The organism is uncultured Capnocytophaga sp. (assembly GCF_938029845.1).
In the GTDB taxonomy this organism is placed as follows: domain Bacteria; phylum Bacteroidota; class Bacteroidia; order Flavobacteriales; family Flavobacteriaceae; genus Capnocytophaga.
This window is the reverse complement of sequence record NZ_CALHGG010000101.1, coordinates 1-20,423: the sequence shown is the minus strand read 5'-3', so window position 1 is coordinate 20,423 and position 20,423 is coordinate 1. Positions and strand designations below refer to the sequence as shown.

At 39.6% G+C, this 20,423-nt stretch carries 22 protein-coding genes and 1 tRNA gene; 11 read left to right on the top strand and 12 right to left on the bottom strand.

What is annotated here, in order from left to right:
* The first annotated feature begins 99 nt into the window (after positions 1–99).
* Positions 100–702 (top strand): phosphatase PAP2 family protein, encoded by a 603-nt coding sequence (locus Q0625_RS07390; RefSeq protein WP_298825235.1) that lies wholly within the window; start codon positions 100–102, stop codon positions 700–702.
* Here Q0625_RS07390 and Q0625_RS07385 read toward each other — a convergent pair.
* From Q0625_RS07385 to rpmH, 5 genes are all read right to left on the bottom strand, one after another.
* The gene (locus tag Q0625_RS07385; protein ID WP_298825232.1) at positions 650–1,516 is read right to left on the bottom strand and encodes an endonuclease; all 867 of its coding nucleotides are present in this window, start codon (positions 1,514–1,516) and stop codon (positions 650–652) included. The genes Q0625_RS07390 and Q0625_RS07385 overlap by 53 nt on opposite strands.
* Positions 1,517–1,526: 10 nt before the next feature.
* Positions 1,527–2,840, bottom strand: coding sequence for a tRNA lysidine(34) synthetase TilS (gene tilS / locus Q0625_RS07380; protein WP_298825229.1), 1,314 nt, complete (start codon positions 2,838–2,840; stop codon positions 1,527–1,529).
* A 50-nt stretch (positions 2,841–2,890) separates the two neighbouring features.
* A tRNA-Leu gene (locus tag Q0625_RS07375) sits at positions 2,891–2,972 on the bottom strand.
* A gap of 113 nt (positions 2,973–3,085) precedes the next feature.
* Positions 3,086–4,306, bottom strand: coding sequence for a cysteine desulfurase (locus Q0625_RS07370; RefSeq protein WP_298825225.1), 1,221 nt, complete (start codon positions 4,304–4,306; stop codon positions 3,086–3,088).
* A gap of 84 nt (positions 4,307–4,390) precedes the next feature.
* Entirely contained in the window at positions 4,391–4,549 is a 159-nt protein-coding gene (rpmH, locus tag Q0625_RS07365; RefSeq protein WP_002669412.1) for a 50S ribosomal protein L34, read from the bottom strand.
* A gap of 188 nt (positions 4,550–4,737) precedes the next feature.
* On the opposite strand from rpmH, the gene rsmG reads away from it, so the two are divergent.
* The gene (gene rsmG, locus Q0625_RS07360) at positions 4,738–5,349 is read left to right on the top strand and encodes a 16S rRNA (guanine(527)-N(7))-methyltransferase RsmG (protein ID WP_298825214.1); all 612 of its coding nucleotides are present in this window, start codon (positions 4,738–4,740) and stop codon (positions 5,347–5,349) included.
* Between the two features lie 135 nt (positions 5,350–5,484).
* Here the strand turns inward: rsmG and Q0625_RS07355 are convergent, their stop codons facing one another.
* From Q0625_RS07355 to Q0625_RS07335, 5 genes are all read right to left on the bottom strand, one after another.
* Complete coding sequence (locus Q0625_RS07355; RefSeq protein ID WP_298825211.1) at positions 5,485–5,952, bottom strand: hypothetical protein; 468 nt, start codon at positions 5,950–5,952, stop codon at positions 5,485–5,487.
* 8 nt (positions 5,953–5,960) lie between these two features.
* On the bottom strand, positions 5,961–6,308 hold the full coding sequence (locus tag Q0625_RS07350) for a hypothetical protein (RefSeq protein WP_298825208.1): 348 nt from the start codon (positions 6,306–6,308) through the stop codon (positions 5,961–5,963).
* Between the two features lie 112 nt (positions 6,309–6,420).
* Positions 6,421–7,725, bottom strand: a complete 1,305-nt coding sequence (gene der / locus Q0625_RS07345) for a ribosome biogenesis GTPase Der (protein WP_298825205.1) — start codon at positions 7,723–7,725, stop codon at positions 6,421–6,423.
* A gap of 2 nt (positions 7,726–7,727) precedes the next feature.
* Positions 7,728–8,048 (bottom strand): type II toxin-antitoxin system RelE/ParE family toxin, encoded by a 321-nt coding sequence (locus Q0625_RS07340; RefSeq protein WP_298825202.1) that lies wholly within the window; start codon positions 8,046–8,048, stop codon positions 7,728–7,730.
* Positions 8,033–8,254: a hypothetical protein gene (locus Q0625_RS07335; RefSeq protein ID WP_298825199.1), complete on the bottom strand. Its 222-nt coding sequence runs from the start codon at positions 8,252–8,254 to the stop codon at positions 8,033–8,035. The genes Q0625_RS07340 and Q0625_RS07335 overlap by 16 nt, the downstream gene beginning before the upstream one ends.
* A 130-nt stretch (positions 8,255–8,384) precedes the next feature.
* Here Q0625_RS07335 and Q0625_RS07330 point away from each other — a divergent pair, with 130 nt between their 5' ends.
* From Q0625_RS07330 to Q0625_RS07305, 6 genes are all read left to right on the top strand, one after another.
* A complete protein-coding gene (locus Q0625_RS07330; protein ID WP_298825196.1) occupies positions 8,385–8,855 on the top strand; it encodes a hypothetical protein in 471 nt (156 codons plus the stop codon).
* Positions 8,852–9,823 (top strand): hypothetical protein, encoded by a 972-nt coding sequence (locus Q0625_RS07325; protein WP_298825194.1) that lies wholly within the window; start codon positions 8,852–8,854, stop codon positions 9,821–9,823. Before Q0625_RS07330 ends, Q0625_RS07325 begins: the two co-directional genes overlap by 4 nt.
* Positions 9,824–9,837: 14 nt before the next feature.
* Positions 9,838–10,788, top strand: a complete 951-nt coding sequence (locus Q0625_RS07320) for a hypothetical protein (RefSeq protein ID WP_298825191.1) — start codon at positions 9,838–9,840, stop codon at positions 10,786–10,788.
* A gap of 94 nt (positions 10,789–10,882) precedes the next feature.
* Entirely contained in the window at positions 10,883–11,899 is a 1,017-nt protein-coding gene (locus Q0625_RS07315; RefSeq protein WP_298825188.1) for a hypothetical protein, read from the top strand.
* 9 nt (positions 11,900–11,908) lie between these two features.
* Positions 11,909–12,748, top strand: a complete 840-nt coding sequence (locus Q0625_RS07310; protein ID WP_298825185.1) for a hypothetical protein — start codon at positions 11,909–11,911, stop codon at positions 12,746–12,748.
* Positions 12,749–13,021: 273 nt separating this feature from the next.
* Entirely contained in the window at positions 13,022–14,197 is a 1,176-nt protein-coding gene (locus Q0625_RS07305) for an alpha-hydroxy acid oxidase (protein ID WP_298825184.1), read from the top strand.
* A gap of 103 nt (positions 14,198–14,300) precedes the next feature.
* Here the strand turns inward: Q0625_RS07305 and Q0625_RS07300 are convergent, their stop codons facing one another.
* A complete protein-coding gene (locus tag Q0625_RS07300; protein ID WP_298825182.1) occupies positions 14,301–14,933 on the bottom strand; it encodes a DUF417 family protein in 633 nt (210 codons plus the stop codon).
* An 80-nt stretch (positions 14,934–15,013) separates the two neighbouring features.
* Positions 15,014–15,838 (bottom strand): helix-turn-helix domain-containing protein, encoded by an 825-nt coding sequence (locus tag Q0625_RS07295; protein WP_298825180.1) that lies wholly within the window; start codon positions 15,836–15,838, stop codon positions 15,014–15,016.
* Between the two features lie 71 nt (positions 15,839–15,909).
* Here Q0625_RS07295 and Q0625_RS07290 point away from each other — a divergent pair, with 71 nt between their 5' ends.
* The 3 genes from Q0625_RS07290 to Q0625_RS07280 all read left to right on the top strand — a co-directional run.
* Positions 15,910–17,607, top strand: coding sequence for a DKNYY domain-containing protein (locus Q0625_RS07290; RefSeq protein WP_298825178.1), 1,698 nt, complete (start codon positions 15,910–15,912; stop codon positions 17,605–17,607).
* A 44-nt stretch (positions 17,608–17,651) separates the two neighbouring features.
* Positions 17,652–19,343: a DKNYY domain-containing protein gene (locus tag Q0625_RS07285; RefSeq protein WP_298825176.1), complete on the top strand. Its 1,692-nt coding sequence runs from the start codon at positions 17,652–17,654 to the stop codon at positions 19,341–19,343.
* A 42-nt stretch (positions 19,344–19,385) separates the two neighbouring features.
* Positions 19,386–20,423, top strand: a 1,038-nt coding sequence (locus Q0625_RS07280) for a DKNYY domain-containing protein (RefSeq protein ID WP_298825174.1), incomplete at its 3' end; no start/stop codon positions are given.

Sequence of the window (20,423 nt, the reverse complement as noted above, 5' to 3'; positions counted from 1 at the left end):
AGGGGGTGGTGCTCGTTAGGGCGTGCTGGTTCGAATCCAGTCGTAGGCACAAAAATCCTTAGTATTCAGTACTAAGGATTTTTTATTTTACTATAACCTATGTTTACTGACTTTTTAGAGAAAGACTATCAGCTATTAGTGGCTATTAACCAAACGGGTTCCACTTCATGGGATGCCTTCTGGCTGCTTATTACCAATGCTTGGAATTGGGTGCCTTTTTTTGCCATTGTCTTATGGGCAAATTTTTACTTCTTTCCCCGAAAGGAGGCTTGGCGTATTTTCCTTTATGCCATAGGAACCTTACTCCTTACAGTGGCTATTACCAATACGACTAAGGAGATTGTAGGGCGCTTACGTCCGTTACATACTGAGGTGCTTATCCCTCAATTGCGTATTATCATAGGAGAGAAAGGTTATAGCTTCTTCTCTGGACATACGAGCAATAGCTTTGCTCTGACCACTTTTCTATATTTAGTCTTTAGCAAGCGTATGAAATTCGCTTGCTGGCTTTTCCTATGGCCTATTCCGTATGCTTATAGTCGCCTCTACTTAGGAGTACATTTCCCTACTGATATTTTGGTAGGCTTCTTGGTAGGGATAACTACGGCCAATGTGGGATATTGGCTCTATCTTAGAAATAGGAAAAATCCTACTTCCATAGGTTCTCAGGTGAATGACCCGCTACCTCTCCAAAAATCTTAGTCGCCAAATAAGGATTGTCAATAAAGGGATTGCGGTTGCCTTGAACTTTCTCTATCTCATTGTTGCGTTGTAGTTCCAGTGGTGAAACTTTATCTTCGGCATTCCACTTCAGCAGTAGCCCCACTCCATCGGTACTTACATGATGAAAAGGGAGGTTATACCTCAGATACATATACATAAGCATACGTGCTACATCGCCCTTATATTCATCACCAGGATACCATGCCTTCCCCTTATTTTCTCTGCTTGTAACGCCATGTCCTTCGGTAAAGGGGAGATTACCACGGGAGGAGTTGACACCACTGTCTATATATTGCAAATGGTGCAAATCACCTAAGGGTTGGTCAGGATCCCCATATTTTTTGATATGGCTCTGTGGGTAGATGTGTTCCGTATTGACACTTCCATTGGGCTGGTTTCTTTTCTGTACTTCACTCTTGGAGCGGCTCTCTCCTGTATATACCAAGAGTATATTTCCAGTTTTTTTAGGATCTTGGTTGGCCTTTTCCAAATAGGGGTGGCGATTTCCATAAGAAATAAAATGAGAGTGCTTGGCAATGGTCAGCACAGCCAAATCTTCTTTTAGCTCATCCCCATTTTTGGTAAAATCCACTGACTGATAATAATACTTGAGTTTGGCAGGTACTACAACCTTTTGGTAATTCTTAGCAGGACGAGGCTGGTATTGAGCTTTTTCCTGTGCCAAGTGTTCTATCCTTTGATAAGGATCTTGGGCTTTCTTTTGAGAAAACTCCTCTCCTTTACAAGCAATAAAGGCAAGGAAAAGAGAGCCAATGAGTAATAAATCTTTCATAATCGGGTATTTAGTTGTCATTAAGTCTGATACAGAGTATTTCTTTGGTATGAGGGGTAGGGCGGAAACGTTCGTCAGCACGCCTGCCTACTACCCATAGGATTTGGTCGGTGCTATCGGTTAGTAGCCATTGGTTTTCCTTGTCATAGAGCGAATATTTCTCATCCTTAAAGTACTTGCGTAGTACCTTCTTCTGTCCTCCCATTCCATAAGGAAAGAAAAGATCTCCTTCCTTGCGCTTGCGTAGGCATAAGGGGAATTGTATCTTTTCCTTGTCTATATAAATAACCTCTGCCCCAGAGGGTTCCGCCTGACTGACTTTTTCCCAACTCAGGGCAATAGGAAAGTCAATCGCTTGGTCTGTCTCCTGCAAATAGAAAGCAGGGGAAGGAGTTTCATGGATTTCACTGATAAGCCACTGTCCTCTGTTGGAGAGCAACCGATGGGTATCGGAGGCAAGGTACTTACCCGTAGAGGCTTGCAAAAATCGTTCCAAAGCATTTACATCGGTAAATCCATAGGGAGAAAGCAGCTCGTGCAGCAAAAATCGCCTATGTGGGTGAGTTCGGAGCTTCTCTATGAGAAAGACAATAGGGTTGCCCATTGTAAAACATTCCTTTCGGTATTGAGAAATGCTCTCTTGCAGAAAGTCATAGGTGAGTTGTAGGAGAGATTGCGTTTTCTCAAAATTCTTAAAGAAAAGTGGGTGAACCTCTTTTAAGATAGGGGAGAGGTGGTGGCGTATCTTATTGCGGGTATAAGCATCCGAACTATTGGAGCTATCCTCCCGCCAACAGATGTGGTTCTCTGTGGCAAAGGCATGTATTTCCTCTCGCGAAAAAGGAAGTAAGGGGCGCAAAATAGCCCCATTTTGGGCAGGTATGCCTAAAAGCCCCTTGAGACCTGTACCACGAGAAGTGTTGATTAGGAATGTTTCCCAAGAATCATTGGCCTGATGAGCGGTTAGCACATAGTCGTAGCCTTTCTCCTTACGCAGAGTCTCAAACCACTCATAGCGTAAGACACGAGCGGCCAATTGGGTATTCAGTCCATGGGCTTTGCCATAGGCTTTAGTCTCAAATCGTTTCACGGCTAAGGGTGCGGAGAGTTGGTGGGAAAGAGCCTCTACAAACCGCTGATCGCCTTCGCTTTCCTCCCCTCGTAGTTGGAAGTTGCAATGTGCCATAAGGAAAGGAATATCCAACCCATGGAGCAGATGAGCGAGTACCACACTATCAATTCCTCCACTAATGGCAAGGATGATTTTCTTTTGCCATAGGAAGGGGAAGTTTTGTTGGAGATGATTTTGGAAAGATGCTAACATAGGGAAGTATATTGAATAAAAAAGCTCTCAGAAAAGTTCTGAGAGCTTAGTGCGGGTGATAGGACTCGAACCTACACACCTCACGGCACCAGATCCTAAGTCTGGCGTGTCTACCAATTTCACCACACCCGCGTGTGATTTTTAAGACATTGCAAAGGTACAACTATTTTTTGAATTGGCAAGAAAAAATCAATTATTTTTTTAATTATTTTATAATTTGCTAATAATGAGTTTATTATGTTGAATTATAATAACATCTTCATAGCCTTTCTAAGACCTGCAATGAGCCTATCTATCTCCTCCAAGGTATTATAAACAGCAAAACTAGCGCGTATAGTACCTGGAATGTGATAAAAGTCCATGACAGGTTGGGCGCAGTGGTGACCTGTACGTACAGCTATCCCCATTTGGTCAAGGAGTGTTCCTACATCGTAAGGGTGAGCACCATTGACATTGAAAGAGATGACTCCTGCCTTATGTTCTAAATCATGTGTGCCATAGATAGTAATCCCGCCTAAGGCGTGAATTTGCTCATGGGCATACTTTAGGAGCACATGTTCATGGGCGGCAATATCAGCCATACCTAAGGAGTGCATGTAGTCAATAGCAGTCCCATAAGCAATACCGCCACAGATGTTGGGAGTTCCTGCTTCCAACTTATAAGGTAAGTCCGCATAGGTAGTCCCTTCAAAGCAGACAGTTTTGATCATATCCCCGCCGCCCTTATAAGGGGGGAGTTTCTGGAGCCATTCTTCCTTCCCGTAAAGAAAGCCAATGCCTGTGGGGGCGTACATCTTATGTCCTGAAGCGACATAGAAGTCTGCATCTAAGTCTTGTACATCTATAGCAAAGTGCGGACAACTCTGTGCACCATCGATAAGGGTTACAGCGCCTACACTATGGGCTAGAGTGATGATTTCTTTTACAGGATGCACATTGCCTAAGGCATTGGATACATGCTGACAGCTTACTACCTTGGTATGTTTTGAGAGCATAGCCTTAAAGTCCTCCATAAGAATCATTCCCTCCTCATCTACAGGAATAGGGCGTACGAGGGCCCCTGTACGCTCGGCAAGTAGCTGCCAAGGAACAATATTGCTATGGTGTTCGGTGGTCAGTACCAAGATTTCATCACCTTCCTTTAGGAAAGGTGTTAGGCAGGTAGCTACCAAGTTGATACCCTCGGTGGTGCCACTGGTGAAGAGTACCTCAAAGGATTTGTTGGCATTGATATGCTTCTGGAGTTTTTGGCGAGCCACTTCATAAGCCTCAGTAGCCTCTTGGCTGAGGGTATGTACTCCTCGGTGAATATTGGCATTGTAAGTGGTGTAGAAGTTTACAATACTATCAATGACTTGTTGAGGCTTTTGGGAAGTAGCCCCATTGTCAAAATATACTAGAGGATTCCCTCCTATCTTTCGTTCCAAGATAGGGAAATCACGACGAATTTCAGAGATAGATTTCATAAGTGAATAATAAAAAAGAAAAATGCAAAAAAGGTGCTATCTACAATCAGACGGCACCTTACTTGTTACAGAAAGTTATAAACATTATTTCTTATGTCTTGGTTCAGAGGAAACAGTAAGTTTTTTTCTTCCTTTAGCTCTACGACGTGCCAATACTTTACGTCCATTTGCTGTGGCCATACGCTCTCTAAAACCGTGTTTATTTCTTCTTTTTCTCTTGGAAGGTTGAAATGTTCTTTTCATTGGATTGAATATTAATATCTTAAATTAAACGTTTACTTGCTTTTAGTATTCTAAAGCTCCCATAAAAGAAAGCGGGGCAAAGGTACTATTATTTTTTGGAATGTACAAGTGTTTTTAAAATCTTTCTTTAAAAATTTGTGGGATTGGAAATATTATCCTATTTTTGACCTTCCTAATATCTTGTCTTTATGGAGTTGTTACTCAAGTATTTCCCAGAGCTTACCCCTACACAATTGGCACAATATACTCAAGCTGTAAGCCTTTACAAGGAGTGGAACGCACGTATCAATGTGATTTCTCGCAAGGATATGGAGCATTTTGTGCTACATCACCTCCTACACTCCTTGGGCATAGCCAAGATACACCCTTTCTCGGCAGGGCTAAAGGTATTAGATGTAGGCACAGGCGGTGGCTTTCCCGGGATTCCACTGGCGATTCTTTACCCAGAGGTGTCTTTCCACTTGGTTGATTCCATAGGTAAGAAGATAAGGGTGGTGCAGGAAGTAGCTACCGCTTTGTCTCTTACTAATGTCACCTTCCAGCAGGCACGTGTAGAGACCCTTGAGGGACAATATGACTATATCGTAAGCCGTGCGGTTACTCAAATGGCCGACTTCTATAAGCTCACCAAACACCTGCTTAAGCCTGTGACCAATAAGGGTGATAAAAGAGGGATTCTTTACCTAAAAGGGGGGGATCTTACTGAAGAACTAGCGGCTTTTCCTTCAGCTACCATCTATAACCTTTCAGAGGTCTTTGAAGAAGATTTTTTTGAAACTAAGAAAGTAGTGGTGTTATAGTACTAATGATCAATAACTAATCATAATAAGAGATCTCTCTTTTTTGGGTATAGAGAACCTCACTGCCACTAAGGCAGGTTTCTTGGATGTAGTTGTGATGGGTGTCATATTCGTATTTTTTCATAAGACTAATGGTTACAAATTGTCTTTCAAGTATTCAAAAACAAAATACTCTTCATCAGAGAAATAATGTAGTATTTGCTGTGATAGGTTGATATATCCAATATCCAAACCTATATGTTGGGATATCTTTTCATCCAATTCTGCCTCAAAAAAAGCCTCTACTCTAATGAGTTCTACGCAGATACCAAAGTCTAAAAAGGGCAATATAATAATGTCAGAAGGCTTTGTTTGCTTTGCTATCTTCTCAATAATCCAGTTTCTGATACTATATTTGTCATACTTTTCTCCTATACAATATCTATCATTGTATCTTTGGTAATTTTCTTCTGTATAGCGTATATGTGTTGAGATAAAATCATAGAACTCTTGCAGCTTATCCGCAGTAACAACCTCTATAAAGGTGCAATCTTTGTGAGATTTGTATTTGGTTTCTATCCTTTCTTTAGCTAATGCTTTTCTCTTGGCTTCTAAAGTATTCATCTTGCTTATTAGGGGACAAATAGTTCATAGAGGCATATTCTATACCCATTAGGATCTCTTATATACAGATATTTTCCCACAGGGATATCATAGTCATTTTCTATAGGAATATTATTGGTCAGAAGTTGTTGTTTTATAGAAGCAATCTCTTCTACTTGTATAGAAAACAACAAGTCTAATTCATCGCCTTTCTTTCTATGAGCAATACTTTCAAGGGTGCCCTCATAGAGGTGTAGATAGATAGAAGGCTCTCTAAGCAACAAATCTTTGGAAACAACCACAAAGCTCAATTTGCAATAGAAATCAATCGTTTGCTCTTTGTCAATAGTAAGTATGGGGACTACGAATTTAATCATTTTGAGTATCTTTGCTTAAGTTGAAGTTCCTCAATAGTTACTTTTCTTCCTTTCTGTTGAATAGCCTCATCTATTATTACAAAGTATTCCAACTCAGAATTCAAAACTCCTTTTATTTCTCCCTAAAGAAAATATCCAAAGGTACGCCTTCAAAATTGAACTTCTCACGGAGCTTGTTTTCTACAAAACGGCGGTAAGGATCCTTGATATATTGGGGGAGGTTCGCAAAAAAGACAAACTGAGGTAGGTCAGTAGGTAGCTGCATACAATACTTGATCTTGATATACTTTCCTTTGGTAGCCGGTGGAGGAGTAGCCTCGATGATGGGGAGCATGTACTCATTGAGCACAGAGGTTTTGATACGCTGGCTGCGGTTGTTATACACCTCTACTGCTTTTTCTATCGCTTTGTAGATACGTTGTTTGGTAAGGGCAGAGATAAAGATAATAGGCACATCGGTAAAAGGGGCGATAATCTTGCGAATCCCCTCCTCAAAGTGCTTGGTGGTATGAGTGTCTTTTTCTACTAAGTCCCATTTGTTGACTAAGATAACCACACCTTTCTTATTACGCTGTGCCAGCCAGAAGATATTGGCATCTTGTCCCTCGAAACCACGGGTAGCGTCTACCAAGAGTAGGCATACATCGGAGTGTTCTATAGCACGTACTGAACGCATCACCGAGTAGAACTCCAAATCCTCTTTGACCTTTGCCTTGCGGCGAATACCAGCGGTATCCACTAGATTGAACTCAAACCCAAAACGATTATAACGGGTATCAATAGCATCACGAGTGGTACCCGCTATGTCAGTAACAATATAGCGCTCCTCTCCTATAAGAGCATTGATAAAAGATGATTTACCTGCATTGGGGCGCCCCACTACAGCAAAGCGAGGTAGGGTTACTTCCTCCACTTTTTCCTCCTCAGGGAGTATTTTTACTACGGCATCCAAGAGTTCGCCTGTGCCACTACCATTGACACTGGAGATAGGAAAAATCTCTTCAAACCCCAAGGCATAGAACTCATTGGCATCCATAGCCCGCTTGGTATTATCTACTTTGTTTACGGCTAGGAATGTAGGTTTCTTGCTACGGCGCAGCAGCTGGGCAATCTCCTCATCGGTACCCATAATACCGCTTTTCACATCTACTAAAAAGATGATGGCATCGGCCTCCTCAATGGCAAGATTCACCTGCTTATCTATTTCTTTTTGGAACACGTCATCGCCTCCTGCTACATATCCTCCTGTATCAATCACAGAGAAATCACGTCCATTCCAGTCGGTTTTTCCATAATGGCGGTCACGGGTCACCCCACTGATGCTATCTACGATAGCCTCACGGCGCTGAACAAGACGGTTGAAAAAAGTGGATTTGCCTACATTAGGGCGTCCTACAATGGCTACAATGGCACTCATTTTTAGAATTTTAATTTATTAGGGTCGTTTCGGTTATCCCAAAATGTTACAATGACGATCTCTGTTAAGTCTTCATTGATTTCATAGATTCTGTAGAATAGAGAAAAATGGGAAAACACAATAATCTGCCTTACCTCTCTGTCTTCAGGTCTTTCTTTTCCTATTTTGGGGTAAGAACTTAACTTAGAGGAGGCTTCTTTTATTTTGGCTCTTATTTTTTTGGAATACTCATTGGATTGGTTATGTTCGTTCCAAAAAATCAAAGTATCATAATATTGTATTTTAGCAATAGCAGACCAAGTAACTTTTACTTTCTTTCCCATTGCATGATAATATTTTCAGCTTCTTGATCTACTATAGCATCATCAAAAACAAGACCTTTCTCAGCTTGCTCGGTTCCTTTCTTAATAGAATCAAGTACTCTCTGAGGGAGTCTTTCAGAAGAGGGTGGGGTCTCTTGTGTCTCTAATGCCAAAAGAATATCTTCAGAAACATCTTTAGTTAATTGAACAGCAGTTTCAGTATTCATAGGTCTATTTTTTTGCAAAGGTAGTCAAAAAAATAAACATAGCAATAAAGTCGTAAGAAATTCTGATTTTTTTGAGGAAAATTCGTTATATTTGTCGCGTTATAGAAAGGGAACTTTTAAAGTTGATTTTATGAGAAATTTGTTTGTCCTTTTCCTGTTTTTCTCTCTCAAAGTTTCTGCACAACACTTTGAGCAGTATTATAATCAAGAAACACATACGTATCAGTATAAAAATCCTTTCTTATACATCATAGCACCACGAATGGCCTATACCTATACTCATCATAAGAGCTTGGGGTTCACTGGAGTTACCTTTATGATGCCACCTAGGGAAGGAGGAGTGGGATTTTACGGGGGAACACACTTTACCACAGAGAAGGGCAGGCTCAAAGTGATTCCAGAAATAGGAGCAGAAATATATGCCTTAATCATAGGATTGGGACTTTCTCTCAATACCCAAGCGATACAGCCTAAAGTAGGAATTACTTTTATCAATTATGTACGATTGGATATAGGGTATTCCTTTCCTTTTGTAAAAGAACCTATATGTAAGGGAGTTACATTGTCTATTATTATCAATGCTTTTGACTTAAACAAATGATGAAAACAAAAATACTTTTATTACTGGCTTTCTTTTCTTTAGGAGGCTTTATACAGGCTCAAAATAACCAGCTTGAAGGTTTCTACCAAGGGCGTAAGTGGGGGCTTTTCTTGCTCTCTGATAAGAAGTTCTTACTATGGAATCCCTTGGCAGGGGTAAAGGGAGACTACCAAGTACAAAAAGATGGGATGATATGGTTGCAACCTCAGAAAGAACCGCTTTTTCTGGTCTATGCGCGCAATGATAAGGACTTATCCAAGGATAAAATACGGGTGGAGCTGGTGAATTTTCAGCTGGGAAAGAACTATATTCACTTGGAGAGGGGCGGATATTACTCTGTTTCCAACGAAGATAATGATTTGGTACATACTTTTGATAGAAAAGAGGTAGGGAAATCTATTACTTTTATAGGGGAAAGCCTCTTTGAAGAATACAATAAGAAGTTTGTAGGCATAAAAAATGCTTACGAAGTAGGTATGAATCCAGCTTATAATGATTATATCGTTTTCTGTCATAGTTATTCTCTATATCAGGGAGAAAGTATAGCTGCTTTTACCAATAAAGATGGAATGGAGATACTTCTTTTAATGAACGAAGAAGAAACCTTAGAAAAGAATAAAGAAGCACTTGCAAAAATACGTTCTAATATAGAAAAAACACCATTAAAAGAAATAAAAAACTATATTTATATTAGGAAAAAAGATGAAAATGAAAAAGAAATGTTGAAGGTGGTACAATCTCAATTAGGGATAGAGGAATCCAATACTATCTTTAGAGAAAAATATGAAAGAGAAGGTACCTCTCCCTATGAATATATGGGGAAAATTACTTATGATAAAGAAAAAAATATATATAAAGAGGCGGAACGAGATCGGACATATCACAAATATGATCTTATAGATACAAAAAAATCAGAAATAGATATGAAGAAACTAAAAATAAAAATCTCACCATTGTTTTCTGAATAATGACTAAAATGCTTATGAAAACAAAAACACTTTTATTGCTGGCTTTCTTTTTTGTAGCCAATATTCTTTTAGCTCAGGATAGAAAGCTAATAGAGAGCTATAAGCAACCCGAATCGGGTATTATGCTTTTCCCGAATAAGACTTTTGCCGCTTGGACTTATATGACGATTATTCGGGGCTATTACCAAAAGAGACCCGATGGGGTCTACTTATTAAAGCCTCAGAGAGAACCCTTGTTCTTGGTATATGGGTATCATAATGATTCCATTGGGAAGGATAAGGTGCGTATTCGTTTTGTCAATTTTGAAGAAGGGAAGAACTACATTCAGTATGAAAGTGGAAAAACTTATAGTGTGTTCAATGATCACCCTAACTGTTTTTCTCACGAGTATATACATACCTTTGACAGAAAGGAGGTAGGCAATACACTTACTCTCATACATCATATAGGATACTATGATGAAGAGGTGTCTTATTTATTTGAAGAAGAGGGGATTAAGAACACATTGCAATTTGACTTGGGAGCGTATAATGATTTCTTGATTTCCTATGATAAACTTAGTCGTGAGAAGGCAAATGTAGTGCTCGTACCTATGGAGTTAGAAGGGGAAAATGGGGCTTTTTTTCATAGAGGGAAATGGTCAGAGGAGGAACTAAAAATGGTCAAAGAAAGATTGAAGGAAGTACCTAAAGAGCATCTCAAAAGGTTTTTTGTTCCTAAAGAAAAATCAAAAGATATAAGTCAGGAGTCTATCTCTTTCCTTTATGCAGAGAACATAGAGCCTCCTACGGCACTTCTTGTCCTAAAGAAAGATGGGAGAGTAGTGGGGGGTAGTTATACTTCAAAACCTTTTGAAGATGAAGAAGTTAGGCTATACTTGCAGGTCAAGACACAGGGAAGTATCACAGACCCGAAGCAGCTCAAGGTAGCGCCTAAAGCCATCTTTGTCTCAGAATGTGAATGATCTTCCCCAAGAAGAGAAATAATGGCTAATTAGCTAATATTCAGAGAAATTGTAATTGCAAACAGTTGAAAGATAAAATTTTAAAACTAATATCATGAAAACAAAAATACTCTTATTGCTGACTTTCTCTTTTATAGGAAGCCTTGTATATGCCCAAGAAAAAGATATTTCAGGCAATTACAGAGGGCGTGGAGGGGGTATTATGCTCTTGCCTAACAAATTATTTGTCCTTTGGGGCTATATGACAGCTGTACCAGGGAGTTATGAGGTTCAAAAGGACGGTATCATCCTCTTTAAGCCGAAAAAGGAACCGCTATTTGTCGTGTATGGGCAGCGGAATGACTCTATTGGGAAAGACAAAGTCCGTATTCGTTTTGCCAATTTTCAGCATGGGAAGAATTATATCCGATTTGAACATGGAAAGACATACTCAGTTTTCAATGACAACCCTAATTGCTTTTCTTCTCGCTATGTACATACCTTCTCAAGGGAAGAGGTAGGAAATTCCTTTTCTCTGATTGCAGATCTGAAAACATTCGGGTTTGCTCAACTTTTTGGAGAACTAAAGAATACCTATCAGATTGACTTACAGGATAATAATGACTTTCTTATTTCCTATCAGAAACTTTCAGAATACCAGATAGATGGGGCAGGCGCTTTGGTAACCAAAGAGGGCTATGAGTGTTTGCTCTTCTTTAACCAAGCTGATGTAGAGAGAAGTAAGCAGCTTATATGGGAACTCAAAAAGGAAATTGATAAAATACCTATGAAAGAGCTGAGAAAGGTGCTTTTTGCAAAGGAGAAGTCGGAAGACCAAGGGGACAAGGAGCTTAAAGACTTCCTCAGTATCTCCAACTTGGAAGAGCCTAAGGCGTTTTTTATGAATGTAAAAGAGGGGAGTGTGAAGCCCGATCCTATTAATAAGGATTTTTTAACCTATGATAAAGATAAAAATATCTATAAGGATACCCTGAATGATATTCGGTATTATAGGTTTGACTTTGTACAACCCAAGTGTTATCAGACAGACCCGAAGCAGCTCAAAGTAGCTCCTAAAACCATTTTTGTATCTGAATGTGAAAAACCTTCTGAAAGAAGGATATATCAATAATTATCGCTTATGGATGAAATAGTTTTTAATAGAATCATTGTCCTACTGTTTTTTGCCATTTCAGTAGGACTTACATATCTGATTATCAGAAAAAGCAACCGTAAGGCTCAGGATAAAAACAAAGCAAAAGCGGGTTGTTTTACCGCCTTCTTTATCTGGGTGCCTATCTCCCTATTGGTGGGGCTTACCCCCTTTATGCTGCTCTTAGGGGTAAGTACTGTGAAACAACTCTACCAACTGGCTTCCGATAGTGACTTTAAGCCCTATACCGCTCAGGTGGTAAGTTATGAGGATACCTATACGAGTGAGGAAAGAGATTCAGATGGACGCACAAGATATGTAGAAATGGGTACCCCTGTGGTTACTTTTACCATAGAATCAGGGCAGGAGTTGGAGCGGGCACTGCCTTTTGCCTCAGAGATAAATGGAGAGTCCTCTTATAACATTCGCTATAAGACCTCCACAGATGAGATCATCGTTACAGATGTCTTTATTGTAGTGAAAACCATTGGGGTGATTATATTTTTCGTTATTGCAGTTTTCGCTTATTGGGGGATTTACGGCTACCTGACCGACCGACCGATGAAGAATTACGGCAACTATCTGGCCTACGGGGTGCTCTATGGGATCATTCTCACTATGACTATGGGGCTATGTGCGGGGCTTATCTTTGCAGTGCTTACCAAAGAATTATCCCTATGGTGGCAAGTCGTTTGTATATTTTTTGCGGTGTCACTTACTCCGGTCATTATACAGATTTTTCGCCCCATGTTCCGCTTCATGTTCCGCTCCAAAGTTAGAGACCCTCTAAAACAAAAGCGTAAAACTACTTATCGCAAGGATTATTAGTGCGTATCAAGGGTTAGAAATTTTTCTGTAATCTAATTCGTTGAGGGTCAATAAATGGCATCTTATGTAGAGAGGTAATTTGTTACCTCTTAGAAGGTTAGCAAATAACTTTTTTACTGTTGATTTGTATTAAATGCTAAAAACTAAAAAATAATAAATAAATATGACATAAATAAAAATAATTTCTTATATTTGCGCCGAGAAGCAAATACTTGTTTTTCATAAAGAAATTAGCTCTGATAAAACATTTATTGTATAATAAAAATTTATAGAATGAGAGATTTAACAAAAATGACTAACATTGAGGACTTGCGTGTAGTATGTAAGCGCAATGTGCCTAAGATGTTCTATGAGTATGTGGATACCGGTTCTTGGACACAGGCCACTTACCGCGAGAATGTTTCTGACTTTAATCCTATCAAGTTCAAGCAGAAAATCTTGGTGGATATGGATAATCGTACCCTTGAGACCACACTATTAGGACAAAAAGTGAAATTCCCTGCGATGACTGCTCCTGTGGGCTTTATGGGAATGATGTGGGCTGATGGGGAAATCCATATGGCTAAAGCAGCTCAGAAGTTTGGAATTCCTTTCACCCTCTCTACTATGTCCATCTGCTCCATTGAAGACTTAGTGGAAGCAGGTGTAGAACCTTTTTGGTTCCAGCTCTATGTGATGCGTGATCGAGAGTTTATGAAAGACCTCATTCGCCGTGCCAAAGAAGCTAAGTGTTCCGCTCTTATGGTAACGGTAGACTTACAAGTACTTGGAAACCGCCATCGTGATATTAAGAATGGACTTTCTACCCCTCCGAAGTTTACCATTCCTAATATAATCAACCTTTCTACTAAAATTCCTTGGGGCTTGCGCTATGTGTTTGGTAATCGTCGTTGGACGTTCCGTAACATCGCTGGTCATGCTAAGAATGTATCTGACCTTTCTTCACTCTCTTCTTGGACAAAAGAACAGTTTGACCCAAGTCTTAGCTGGAAGGATATAGCTGAGATTAAGGAACTTTGGGGAGGTCCTATTATCCTCAAGGGAATCATGACCCCAGAAGATGCACAAGAAGCTGTAAAATACGGAGCTGATGCCATCATCGTTTCCAACCATGGTGGTCGTCAGATGGACGATACGATTTCTTCTATCAAAGCCTTACCAGATATCGTAAGTGCCGTAGGTAGTCAAACCGAAGTATGGATAGACTCAGGTTTCTATACAGGTCAGAACATGCTTAAAGCATGGGCTTTGGGTGCTAAAGGTATCATGCTCGGCCGTGCTCCCGTATACGGATTGGGTGCATACGGAGAAGAAGGGGTAACTCGTGCCCTACAAATCCTCTATGATGAAATGGATACCACTATGGCCTTCTCAGGTCATCGCAATATCCAAGACGTAGATAAGAGCATTCTTGTAGAGGGTACCTACCCACTACCTACCAGAAAGTAATTGTCATAATGTATAAAAAGGATAGCCCCAAACCGAGCGGTTTGGGGCTATCCTTTTAATGAGCTAATGAACTAATTTGACAATGAGTCAATTGGCTAATTGACTAATTAGTTAATTTCAACAAACGTCTTGCTGCATCAGAAGCCGCAATAAGTCCACCAGCCGACATGATAATGTCTTTCAGTACCAAGCGTCCAGCTCCTGATAGGTAAGGGAAGCCATGGTTAGGGGTAGGCATATCTCCTCCTAAGTTAGGTACATATACCTCTGGGGTAGTGATAAGGAACGAAAGGGTAACGATAGACATACCAAAAGTAAGTAATCCACCGATAAGCCCGATTTTAGGAGACCAAACACCTAAAAGAGTAAGCAAACCAATTAGACAGATGAACGCTCCTAAGCCATAAGAAAAGATATAGGTGTTGTTCTGCTTATGCCATTCTATATTGGCAGCCACCATTTTCCCCTCTGGGTTCTTGTGTAATTTGTATTCTGCTACTTCTTTACCTTTGTTAGCCTCTCCTGTAACACCATTCTCATCAATAGCGGTTTTACCTGAGTTAGCATAGAAGAAACTCATAAAAGGGCTATTGGTAACAAAGGGAACAATCCCATCGGCTTCGTATTGACATACTTTGAGCCCTCCAATCCACGCCATTACGATAAAGATCGCAATGCGAATAAAGTTGATAAACTGTGACTGTAATCCAGCCAATTTTTCTAATAATTGTTGCATATGACTATGTATTATTTTCAGGATGCAAAAGTACAAAGCATTTTCCAAATAAGAATGGATTTTTTTGCCACAAACATAGATTATTTTGCCACAATCGAAATTCCTACACTTTCCCTAAATTGCTTGGGGGAAACCCCTACTTCCTTCTTGAAGTAGCGGCTGAAGTAGAAAGCATCCTCAAAGCAGAGTTCAAAGGCGATTTCCTTGACCGACTTATGGGTGAGATGCAGTAGCTTTTTCGCCTCCAAAACCAAGCGTTCCCTTAGCAACGCTGAAGGAGTCTTCCCATAATACTGCTTGATACGCTTGGAGAAAGCACTGATTGAAAGGTGATAGGCCTCAGCATAGAAGCTGATATCCTTTTCCTTGAGAAAGTTGGTCTCCAAAAGCTCTTGAAAATTGGCCACGGGGTTTTGCAAAGGGTTCTCTTCTTTTAAGTGGCTCAAAAAATGCTGCTTTTCTCGGCTTCCGATAGCCAAGATCAGTTGCAAGTAGCTCTTAAGCACTGCAATTTGGTAAGGATTGGAGTCTGAAGCAATAGCTTGCATTTTTTTCAAGAGACGCTCCAATTCTCCAAAAACCGCCTGAGAGACCTCAAAGTGGGGTTGTTGGTATATATTGTTGAATAATAAGCCGTTACAAGCGACTTCCTTCTTGTGGTACTCTATACAATAGAAATCTCCATGGAAGGCAATAAAGTCCATTTTGGGTGCTGTTTCTTTCCATTGGAAATACTGGTAAGGGGAGAGGAATAGCAGGGAATAGCCTTGGGAAGTATAGTCGTTGAAGTCGACACTAAAGAGGCTATCCCCCTGTAAGAGAAAGATATAGTATAGGGTCGTGTGAGCTCCTTGGACAAAATCCTCAGGGGTAGCATTGTTGATATGAATATTTTGGTAAGTCATAAAATAATGGGCTATCAGGCTACAAAATTAAGAAAAAATGAGTATATTTGTCGCAAAAAAAATAGGTTTTTATGAAATATGTTTTATATGGAATATTAGTGCTGACTATAATGCAGCATAGTAGGGCACAATACCGTAAGATACAGCTTACCGATGCCAAGCAGGTGGAACACCTCAAGATGGAAAAACGATGGAATACCCGTTGTAAATATGACGAAGGGTTTATCTATAACAAGGATTATATGATTTATCAGGCTTGCGATACCGCAGTTACTTTCTATCCCGATAGGAAGACCTTCCAAATAAAAAAATGGAATTATGGTTTTGCAGTGGATAAAAATGGAGTCTATTATCAGGGACAATTCATAAAAGTGGATACTACAGGATTTAAGATATTAGCAAGTCGAGAGATTAAGGAGATAGAGGGCTATGTACATGGCATTGATAGCTATTATTGGCGTACCAATGGGGGCGTATTCTTTGGAACAAAGCGGCTTTCTGTTTCTGACCCTCAGACCTTTGAGGCGCTTACTTATTGCTATTTTAGGGATAAGAATCACGTATATTATTATGATCAAATCATCGAGGGGGTGGCCACTAACCTCGTTAATGAAGAACTCAGTAGAGGCGAACTCCTCAATGAGGGTAAAAATGTCTATTATAAGGGGAAGCGTCTCTATCATAAAGGAGAGGCGGTAGAGCAAGTATCCTCCATGATCTTCAAAACGTCTAAATATGTGTTGGGTTACAATGGTTGGGAAGATGAGCAAACTCATTCCATATTGGTAGAATTGCATTCAGAGCCATTTGATATCCCAACCCTTAGAACACTTTCAGACTCTTATCTGATAGACAAGAATCATCTGTATTATATTCCTCCCTCTTATCCTGTACGAGATGAAGGATTCAGAGTACCTGTTTCCAAGGAAGAGCTCTCCTCAATAAGGGTATTTACCAAATTTGTTGTAGTAGGTTCTACTGTTTATTATGAGAGAAAGCCTGAAAAACGATACGATGCAGCTACTTTTGAGGTCATTCCAGCACATCAGTACTATCAGTACGATAAGAAAGGAATCTATAATTGGGACTATAAACTACCTTTTCGCTATACAAAGCGTCCTGAATATGGTAAAAATCTTTTCTTTATAGATGAAAAAGACCTCTTTATCTATGAAAATCAGGCTTATTATCGAGGCTATGAAGATAGTCTATATGCAAAAAATCTTACTTCCCAACAGATAGAGATACTCAAACAAGGAAAGACCTCGCTAAAGGATTTGTTATCTCCTCATAAGGAACTCCTTCAAAAAGAGCAAGAGTATGACTATAATCTTTATAAAGCGGACGGACATATCTATATAGGAGAGAAGCTACAAAAAGGTGTAGATGCAGCTACCTTTGAGTACTTAACGGATTATTTTTATAAGGATAAAAATCGCATATACTACTATGACAGATGGAGTGAGAAAGAAGCACATTTTTTGATGGTAGAGGGGTATGATGTAGCTACACTTAAGGGAGATTCCAATGGGTTTATGATGGATAAGGATTATTACTATTATGGCACTACAAGGCTTTTTAAAAATAAAAATGTAGAGGTTTTAGCACGCTATACAGGCTACCGTATGGGATGTAGTCAGGATCGCACCCCTACTACCGACTATTATCTTTTTAAGAATACCGAGGGGTATTGGCTCGCCGAGTTAGGTGACGAAAATGTAATCCGCTTTTTGGGTACAGAACTGAAAAAGGACCAATGGACAGATTGACTAATGACCAACTCAAAACTAAGAACTCAAAACTCAAAACTCTTATGAACCGTCTTTTACTTTGTACTCTATTACTTGTCTCTTGCGCTAGATCTCTTATGGTTAGGTATCAAACGCCTATAATGGGTGCTTTTGATCCCATAATTGTAACCGATGCAGATACAACAGCTCAACAACTTCACTCTGGGAAGTGTAAGTATGTGCCTGAGACTTATATAATCAATAAGGAATATATAGCCTATCAGGATTGTGATACGATTAGAAGACTTGTAACGGCTGATTTGGCTTCTTTTAAGAGAAAAGGGGGCTTTGCTATAGATAAAAATGGAGTGTATTACAAGGGAAACCTTATCTGTACTGATACCATAGGCTTTAAGATCTTAACATACAAGGATAACCATGGTTATCTTTGGCGTACAGATAAGAAAATCTTCTTTGGCAAAGAAGAACTCTCTTTGGCTGACCCCACCACTTTTGAACCCATAGGAGAAGCTTGGGGTAGCTATTTCAAGGATAAAAACAACCTCTATTACTATGACCAAAAGGTAGAAGGTGCTGATATATCTTCTTTGAATGTGGAAAGAAGGTTTTTCGAAGATTTTATTTATGATAAAAATCATATATACTACCAAGGAAAACCACTCATGTACCAAGGAGAAAGTGTAGAACAACTCTCAGGTCTCTTATTCAAAACGACCAAGGAGGTACTACAAGCTGATTTTTCAGGTGAAGAGGAAGTCATTTTCACCCCTATTACAGGAGATTTTGATATTCCAACGCTCAGAGGACTTTCTTTTAATTTTATGATAGATAAGCACCATCTTTATTTAGTAGAAGAATCGTCTTATGATCAGATGCCTACCACCAAGCTTGACCTATCTAAGGTAAAGGCTTATGAGCGTTATATATACGATGGCAGGTATCTGTATAGGGGGGAGCAAAAAGTCAGGGAATATGATCCTGCTACTTTCGGAATCTTTCAGTGCTCCTATGATCTCTATCAGTATGATAAGCATGGTATCTATGCCTGGGAGAAGAAGTTACCTTTCAAGATAAAAAGAACGCCCGTATATGGCAAGAATCTCTTTAGCGTAGGAGATTATATTATCTATGAAAATCAACTATATATAACTAAAGAATATTCACTATGGCATGATCCATATGTAAAAGGACTTACACAAGAACAAGTTCAGCTACTCAAACAAGGCAAACATGTACATAGGTCACATCAGGGGAAGGTACTTTTTGTACAAGAGTCCTATGATAGCGAGTATTACAAAGCGGATAACCAATTGTATTATATGGAAAAGCCTGTACAAGGAGTGGATATGGCTACTTTTGATCCTTACTTTGCCCCTAATTTTTATCGGGATAAGAACCATGTTTATCTATGCCAAGATGGGGTTCATGTAGTAAAAGGTTATGATAACTCAACACTACAACCCGTTTTTGGGGATTTTCTTATGGATAAGGATTACCTCTATTATAAGACACAAAGGTTGTTCAAAAGCAAAGAGGTATCGCTTTTGGCTATTTACCAAGGAGATGCCTACGAGCACAAGCTACCTGATTTTTATTTGTTTAAGAATGCAGAAGGATATTGGTCTGTATGTCCTGAAAAAATGACTGAATATGAGTTTGATGACAAAGGAGATTTCTATTACTATACACAATATTTTGTAAATGTGGAGTTCTTAGGTACAGAATTTAAAGAAATACGCCAAAGTAAAGATTAACAATAACAACTCAAAATTTAAAACTCAAAACTCAAAACTATCATGAATCGTCTATTACTTTGTACTTTGTTACTCGTTGCTTGCAAGCAAAAGCCAGTAGAGCAACTCCCTACTACAGCCGAAAAGGAGGTAGTGGTACGAGATACCATGCTTGTATCCGATATCCATCGCACGGATTCCCTATGGCATTCCTTTAAGAAATATAAGCGCCCCTATGTGGAGGGCTATATCATCAATCAGGATTATGTCATCTACCAAGAAAAAAATACCCGCAAGATCATAAAACCTGATATGGCGAGTTTCGCGCGCCTTGATGTATCGAGATTAGCCAAAGACAAAAATGGGATCTATTACCAAGGGGATTTAATAAAGATAGATACCACAGGCTTTGGAGTAGTGGGCGTTATAAGTCACTATGATAAGCAGTCTGACTATTATTGGAAAGAACCTATTTGGCGAACTTATAAGCAGGCTTTTAGGGGAACAAAACCGATTGCTATCTCTGATCCTGCGACCTTTGAGTCGGTTACCAATTGTTATTTCAAGGACAAAAACTACCTATACTATTATGACCAAAAGGTAGAGGGAGCTGATGTCGCTACTCTTCAGGAAGAATCGATAGATAAGGAGTTTGTCTCCGACAAGAACAACACCTATTACCAAGGGAAACCCTTTATCTATAAAGGGGAGCGGGTACAGCAGGTATCGAATAATATATACAAAACCACTACCCATGTATTGCGCTATATTGGAGGATATGATGATGAGGAAAAGGCGGAGGATTATTTTGTGGAACTCCCTGATTATTTTGATATTCCTACCTTACGAAGGCTGAATGATTTCTATTTGATAGATAAAAATCACCTCTATTATGATGAAAATAGCTATCCGTTAGGGGACGAAGACCTTAGAGTACCCATACCCAAGGAGAATTTGAATAAAATAAAGCTGTTTAAAGTTTTTGTAACTGATGGGGACAAGCTCTACAGAGGAAAAGAGCTGCTCTCTGGCTATGATGTGGCTACTTTTGGGATTGTTCCAGGGCATTATTACTATCAGTATGATAAGAATGGGGTGTAT